General features: G+C 65.4%; 7 protein-coding genes and 1 pseudogene. 1 reads left to right on the top strand and 7 read right to left on the bottom strand.

Annotated features, from left to right (window positions below; genetic code table 11):
- Positions 1–198 (top strand): annotated as a pseudogene (locus tag ACEQZD_RS06935) (hypothetical protein); the annotation flags it as partial.
- A gap of 291 nt (positions 199–489) precedes the next feature.
- Here the strand turns inward: ACEQZD_RS06935 and ACEQZD_RS06930 are convergent.
- From ACEQZD_RS06930 to ACEQZD_RS06900, 7 genes are all read right to left on the bottom strand, one after another.
- Positions 490–1497, bottom strand: a complete 1008-nt coding sequence (locus ACEQZD_RS06930; protein WP_142950057.1) for a hypothetical protein — start codon at positions 1495–1497, stop codon at positions 490–492.
- A 100-nt stretch (positions 1498–1597) separates the two neighbouring features.
- Entirely contained in the window at positions 1598–1915 is a 318-nt protein-coding gene (gene glpE, locus ACEQZD_RS06925; RefSeq protein ID WP_142950056.1) for a thiosulfate sulfurtransferase GlpE, read from the bottom strand.
- A 17-nt stretch (positions 1916–1932) separates the two neighbouring features.
- Positions 1933–3156 (bottom strand): ATP-dependent RNA helicase RhlB, encoded by a 1224-nt coding sequence (rhlB, locus tag ACEQZD_RS06920; protein ID WP_255442666.1) that lies wholly within the window; start codon positions 3154–3156, stop codon positions 1933–1935.
- 104 nt (positions 3157–3260) lie between these two features.
- The gene (locus tag ACEQZD_RS06915) at positions 3261–3842 is read right to left on the bottom strand and encodes a DUF938 domain-containing protein (protein WP_142950054.1); all 582 of its coding nucleotides are present in this window, start codon (positions 3840–3842) and stop codon (positions 3261–3263) included.
- A 2-nt stretch (positions 3843–3844) separates the two neighbouring features.
- Positions 3845–4678 carry an SDR family oxidoreductase gene (locus ACEQZD_RS06910; protein ID WP_142950053.1) on the bottom strand — a complete coding sequence of 278 codons (834 nt, stop codon included), beginning with the start codon at positions 4676–4678 and terminating at the stop codon, positions 3845–3847.
- Between the two features lie 127 nt (positions 4679–4805).
- On the bottom strand, positions 4806–5543 hold the full coding sequence (locus ACEQZD_RS06905; protein WP_370184709.1) for a lysophospholipid acyltransferase family protein: 738 nt from the start codon (positions 5541–5543) through the stop codon (positions 4806–4808).
- Between the two features lie 75 nt (positions 5544–5618).
- On the bottom strand, positions 5619–6338 hold the full coding sequence (locus ACEQZD_RS06900) for an START domain-containing protein (protein ID WP_370184708.1): 720 nt from the start codon (positions 6336–6338) through the stop codon (positions 5619–5621).
- Between the last annotated feature and the right edge of the window lie 7 nt (positions 6339–6345).

Here is a 6345-nt window from a genome sequence, read left to right as displayed (position 1 = left end):
CACAACCCAGTCTTCCGGCGCTTCGCGCAACGACTACGCTCGAACGGCAAGCGGCCCAAACAGATCGTCGTGGCCTGCATGCGCAAGCTGCTGCACATTATGTATGGAGTACTGAAAAGCGGTCAGTGTTTCGACCCGTCGTGTTATGGGATGCCGGCCCACACCATCTCCGAGATGAGAGTGGCCCGAACCAGTTGATGGGCAAGACGGTATCTGTAGGCTTGTGTTCGGCTCCCTGCCTCACACAGTCCTGGACACTGGCACCGAGACCGAACCTCCCTCAGGTGCGAGCCGCAAAGCGCTGCTACGAAGCTGGATTGTGGGAGCGGGCCTTGCCCGCGACAGGGAGCGAAGCTCCCGGCAGGATTCCAGAGCCTTATCTAACGGCAGCACCAACAGCGTCTCTGGAATCCCGCCGGGTGGCTAAAGCCACCCTTTCGCGGGCGGGGCCCGCTCCCACAAGGCTCGCTCCGGCCAAACCATCTGCGATCAGCTCAGGGCTTTCTCGAGGACGTTCTTGCAGGCGTCGCTGTCGTAGAAGTCGCCGAGGGCTTGCTCGATCCAGGGGGTGAGGACGCCCTGCTGGTCGAGCACGGCGGCGCCGGTGGCGAGGGCGGGGGCCAGGGCCTGGCTGCGTTTTTTGGGGGTGGTGCCCATGGCCTTGAGCAGGGCGGGCAGGTCTTTTTCCAGCAGCGAGTGCACCGCCGCCTGGATGCCGGCGGCCACCAGGCGGCGGCTGTAGTCCAGGCGCGCGGCTTCGTCGGCGATCACGCAGGCGTGGGTGGCGACGTCGCCGGCCAGGCCCTTGGGCGCGGTCTTGATGACGTCCGCCGGCTTGAGCGGCGCCAGGCGCCGGTAGCCGTCGCGGGCCAGTTCGGCGATTCGTTGGTCGGTGAGCTGGCGGTTAAGCCACTGCTCGCCGGTTTTCAGGGTGGCGCGGGTGTTGTGGCGCAGGTAGTCGCGGATGCTGTCTTCCAGGCCGCCCATGGCCTTGCCGACGCTTTTGCGGCCCAGCTTCATCATGCTGCTGACGCCGGGCAGCTTGGCGAGCACGTTTTCTTCCAGCAGGAAGTTCTTGATGCCGGTGTAGAGCATCTCGCTGACCATGTCGCTGACCAGCGGATGGTTGAGACAGGCGTGGATGGCTTTTTCGCGCAGGGTTTTCAGGCGCAGGGCCTGCTCCAGGATGGCTTCGAAGTGCGCCTCGTTCAGCAGCTCCCCCACCGTGGCCGGGTCGTCGCCGGCCTGTTCCAGAATCGCTTCGCTCACCTCAATGATCACCGGCCGCAGCCCCTGGGCGGTGTTCACGCTGGCCAGCCAGTCGTCCACCACCTTGGCCAGGGCGTCCGGGTCCACCAGGGCGCCCACCGGGGTTTTGCCCAGCGCTTTAACGCCGTCGTCCAGCTGTTGCTGCCAGTAGCGCTTCTCCTGCAGGCGCAGGCGGGCGTGTTCCACATGGGCGTTTTTGAGCGCGTCGGCCAGTTGGGCTGCGTTCATGGCGTTCCTCTTGTTATCGCGGGATGTCATGGACGCCCATGATGGGCCAGTCGGCGTGGTTCGGGCGCAGCCATCGCGCCGGTGGGGGCCGGCGCTGGTGCTAATCGCTGTCCACGTGTTCGGGGTGGGCCTGGCGCCAGTATTCAAAGCCGCCGTCGAGACTGACCACGGAATGGAAGCCCTGCTCCGCCAGGTAGTCGCTGGCGCCCTGGCTGGAGTGCCCGTGGTAGCAGTACACCACCAGCGGTTGCTGGCGGTCGGTGGCGGCGAGGAAATCTTCCAGGTTGCTCTGGTTGAGCAGCAGGGAGCCGGGGATGCGGGCTTCCTGGTGGCTGGCCGGGTCGCGTACGTCGACGAACAGGGTGTCGCCGCTTTGCAGTTTGATGACCCCGTCTTCCGGGCTGATACGTTCCGCCATGGTTTTTCCTTCCCGGGCTACTGGTCGGCGACCAGCGCGGTTTCCGGGTGCACGCAGTTGAGTTTCATGCCGATGGCCTGCTCCAGCTGGGGCAGCAGGAAGGCGTCGTCTTCGCAGGCGAAGCTGATCGATACGCCGTTGGCGCCGGCGCGGCCGGTGCGGCCGATGCGGTGGACGTAGTCCTCCGGGTCTTCCGGCAGGTTGTAGTTGATCACGTGGGACACGCCTTCAATGTGAATGCCGCGCCCGGCCACGTCGGTGGCGATCAGCACCTGCAGGTCGCCGGCGCGGAACCGCTCCAGGGTCTTCATGCGCTGGTTCTGGGGCACGTCGCCGGAGATCAGCGACACGTTCAGGCCCTTCTTATGCAGCCGGTCGTTGAGCCGCCGGGTAATGTCGCGGCGGTTGGCGAACACGATCACTTTCGACATGTTCTCCCGGGTGATCAGGTTGTAGAGCAGGTTGAACTTGTCCTGGGTGGCGGTGATGTAGACCTTCTGGTCGACGGTGTCGGTGGTCACCTGGGTGGGCTCGATCTCCACCACCTGGGCGGCCTCGGTCCAGCGCCCGGCCAGGTTCATCACGTCGTCGTTGAAGGTGGCGGAGAACAGCTGGGTCTGCCGGTAGCGGGTGCTCGGGGTCATGTTGACGATGCGTTTGACGTCGGGGATGAAGCCCATGTCCAGCATCCGGTCGGCCTCGTCGAGCACCAGGGCTTCCACCCGGTCCAGCCAGAGGTCGCGGCGTTTGGCGAAGTCCAGCAGGCGCCCGGGCGTGGCCACCAGAATGTCGATCAGCCGGGTTTGCAGGCGTTCCTGCTGGCGGTTGAAGTTCATGCCGCCGACCACGCTCATCACCTGCAGGTCGGTGTGGTGGGCCAGCAGTTTGGCGTCCTTCTCGATCTGCATCGCCAGCTCCCGGGTGGGCGCGACGATCAGCGCCCGAGGTTCGCCGGCGTAGCGCGGCACCGTGATCGGGTGGCGCAGCAGGTCGTTGATGATGGTGATCAGGAAGGCGGCGGTCTTGCCGGTGCCGGTCTGCGCCCGCCCGATGGTGTCGGCGCCGGCCAGCGCGTGGGTCAGCACCTGGGCCTGGATCGGCGTGCAATACTGAAAACCGGCGTCCGCGATGCCGTGCATCAGCGCCGGCTCCAGGTCAAAGTCGTGGAAGCGGGTTTCGCCTTCTTTTTCCGGGACCTGGAACTGCTCCAGGCTCCATTCGCTGGTGGTTTCGTTTTGCATGGATTCGCTCGGTTTGGGTGCTGCGGAAAACGGCCCGGCCATGGGAACGGGAACCTAGTGTATAAAAAGCGGGCAGCACTGTCAGAGGAATCTCGGGTTGTGTCTCAGCCAAACACGAGAATGCGGTTATTCGCCGGCATGGCGTGGTCGTGGATCAGCTCGCGGCCGTGTTCGGCGAAGCGTTCCACCACCCACTCCTGGTCGCGGATGCCCATGGCAATGTCGCGGGCTTTCAGCGACAGGTCGAACTCCCGGTTGCTGTCGCTGGTGTAGGTGCCGTGATAATTGAACGGGCCGTACACCAGGAAGCGACCGTCCGGCAGTAACGTCTCGCACACCCGGCGGATGCAAAGCTCGACCTGCGGACGAGAGACGATATGAAAGGTGTTGGCGGTGAAGATGTAGCGGTAGGCCTGCGCCGGCCAGTCGCCTTCCACGTCCAGCGCCAGCGGTTCGGCCAGGTTGTCGCTGGGGGCGTCGGCCAGCCACTGGGACAGGCCGTCCAGGTTTTCCGGCAGCTCGGTGGGCGTCCAGAGCACCTGGGGGAAGTGCGGCGCCAGCCATACCGCGTGCTGGCCTGTGCCGGCGCCGATTTCCAGCAGATCACCCGGGGCAGTGAGATAGTCACGCAATACATCAAGGATCGGACCCTTGTTGTTTTCGGCTGCCTGGGAGAAAGGTTTCATGGTTATTTCCGCATCATTTTCTGTCCGGCCACCATAATACGCTGATAGGCGGTCGGCATCAGGCGCTGCATGCTGTCGATGGCGCGGGCGTCGGAGCCGATCAGCACCCGGCGCTTATTGCCTTTCACGCCCTTGAGGATGGTTTGGGAGGCCTCTTCCGGCGTGGTGCGGAACATCTTCTCGAAATCGCGGCGCGCTTTGTCCACGTCGCCGGTGATCTTCTCGACGCCGGCGCCCATGCGCGCGTTGCGGGCGATATTGGTCTTGATGCCGCCCGGATGCACCGAGGTGCAGGACACCCGGCCGCCTTCCATTTCCAGCTCCTGGCGCAGGGCCTCGGTGAAGCCGCGCACCGCGAACTTGGACGCGTTGTAGGCCGACTGGGTGGGCACGCCGATCAGGCCGAACACGCTGGATACATTGACGATATGCCCGTCGCCGGCGGCTTTCAGGTGGGGCAGGAACGCCTTGGTGCCGTGCACTACGCCCCAGAAGTTGATGCCCATGAGCCATTCGAAGTCCTCATAGCTCATGTCTTCCACGGTGGCGCCCAGGGCCACGCCGGCGTTGTTGAACACCAGATGGGCGGCGCCGAAGTGGCCGGTGACCCGCTCGGCGAAAGCGTAGAAGGCGTCCCGGTCGGCCACGTCGAAGGCTTCGGTGATCAGGCGGTCGCTGCCCAGCCCCAGGCTGTCGGCGGTTTCCTGCAGGCCGACCTGATTCACGTCGCTGAGGGCGAGCCGGGCGCCGGCGGCGGCCAGATCCCGGGCCAGGGCCCGGCCGATGCCCGAGCCGGCGCCGGTGATCACTGCTACTTTATTCTGGAAGTCTTTCATAGTTGCTGTTCCGATTCCGTCTGAATGGCCGGAGTGTAGCGGCATCGGACATGCAAAAGGGGCCAATTCCAACGTCGAAGCTGGCCACGCCGCCGGCGCCGGGCGACGCCAGGGTAACAGAGCGGCGTCAGGTCAGCTCCAGGTAGCCTTCGCCGACGCTGGCGATGGCGGCACGGCTGCGCGCCATGGCGTCTTCCACGGCGGCGTCGTCCTTGCCGGTGACGGCCACCGGGGCGTGCACGGTCAGGTCCACGGTGCCCGGATGCATGCGCAGGGAATCCGCCGGCAGAATTTCCCGGGTGCCGATAATGGTGACCGGCAGAATCGGCAGGTCCAGGTCCTGGGCCATGCGGAAGGCGCCCTTCTTGAACGGGCGCAGCTCACCGCTGCGGCTGCGGGTGCCTTCCGGGAAAAACAGGATGCTGGTGCCGCCGGTGAGGCGTTGCTTGGCCTGCTCCAGGCTGGCCAGGGCGGAGGCCCGGTCGCGGCGGTCGATGAACACATGGCCGAGCAGGGCGCAGCACACGCCGATCACCGGCACGCGCCGCAGTTCCTGTTTCATCACCCAGCGAAAATCCTGTTCCAGGTGCCCGTAGAGCACCCAGATGTCGTACTGGCTGAGGTGGTTGGCGACGATCACGTAGCTGCGCGTCGGGTCCACGTTTTCCAGACCGTGCACGCGCACCTGCACGCCGCTGAGAAGCAGCCCCAGGCGCGCCCAGGGCACGGCGCTCAGGCGCGCCACCCGGCGCGGGCCGAGAAACGGCACCAGGCACAGGCACACGGCGCCGGCCACCAGCGTGGCCAGCAGCATCAGTGGTACGAAAATAAACCAGGAGTAGATAAAGAAAAGCGCGTTCACCATGCCAGTGGTCTCCGCCTGGTCGGCATCGAAAAAAACCACGTCAATGGTAGCGAAAAGGGCCGAATATGACAGGTGTCAGGGGTTTTTTGTTACGTTTTTCGCCGGCTCCGGACGGCCCGGCCCGCGCAGGTCCAGCCAGTCGTAATAGTGCCCCTGGTATTCGGCGCGGTGCACCACCCGGCGCAGCCGCTCCAGGGTGAAATAGGGCGCGTCGCGCAGCAGGATGTTGGCCAGCCAGGCGGGGATGTAGCCGCCGGGGTTCAATTCCAGCTGGTAGACCACTTCCACCTCGCCCGGCGCCACGCGGCGGAAGCGCAGCATCCCTTCCATATGCGGGAAGCGCACGTAATCCGGGTCGGGGGGCAGCAGGTTCGGGCGGTTGCTGAGGTCCACCACCACTTCTTCATTGCTCGGGTCGCTGGCCTGTATCACCCGGGTCTGCAGCACCGCCTCGCGGTCGGCCAGCGGCCAGGGCAGCAGCGTGGTGAAGTGCAACTGGCGCACCTGTTCGTTGCTGCGGCCCAGCTCCCGGGCGCTGTCCACGAAGTGCAGCCAGTCCGGGTAGGCCTGGTAATCGTTGAGCAGGGCCACCATGGCGTACTCGTCGGCGAGCGGGAAGCGGGTCACGCCGCGGAACGTTTTCAGCGGCGTCCGGTCTCCATGTCGCATGTAGACCTGAATGCCGTTGCGGTCACTGACCAGTTGCCAGGCGCCGGGCTGGGCGGGCAGCCGCCCGGCGGCCAGCAAGGCCGCCAGCAGGACCAGGTAGGGGATTGCCCGGAGAGAGGTTTGCATATAAAAG

The organism is Alloalcanivorax sp., assembly GCF_964221125.1.
GTDB lineage: Bacteria > Pseudomonadota > Gammaproteobacteria > Pseudomonadales > Alcanivoracaceae > Alloalcanivorax > Alloalcanivorax venustensis.
The sequence above is the reverse complement of the archived record's forward strand: the minus strand, read 5'-3'. Positions and strand labels throughout refer to the sequence as shown.

Bases quoted from the DNA above. Each gene is read 5' to 3' on its own strand.
- ACEQZD_RS06900 (WP_370184708.1), bottom strand. From the start codon at position 6,338: ATGCAAACCTCTCTCCGGGCAATCCCCTACCTGGTCCTGCTGGCGGCC.
- rhlB (WP_255442666.1), bottom strand. From the start codon at position 3,156: ATGCAAAACGAAACCACCAGCGAATGGAGCCTGGAGCAGTTCCAGGTC.
- ACEQZD_RS06915 (WP_142950054.1), bottom strand. From the start codon at position 3,842: ATGAAACCTTTCTCCCAGGCAGCCGAAAACAACAAGGGTCCGATCCTT.
- ACEQZD_RS06905 (WP_370184709.1), bottom strand. From the start codon at position 5,543: ATGGTGAACGCGCTTTTCTTTATCTACTCCTGGTTTATTTTCGTACCA.
- glpE (WP_142950056.1), bottom strand. From the start codon at position 1,915: ATGGCGGAACGTATCAGCCCGGAAGACGGGGTCATCAAACTGCAAAGC.
- ACEQZD_RS06930 (WP_142950057.1), bottom strand. From the start codon at position 1,497: ATGAACGCAGCCCAACTGGCCGACGCGCTCAAAAACGCCCATGTGGAA.
- ACEQZD_RS06910 (WP_142950053.1), bottom strand. From the start codon at position 4,678: ATGAAAGACTTCCAGAATAAAGTAGCAGTGATCACCGGCGCCGGCTCG.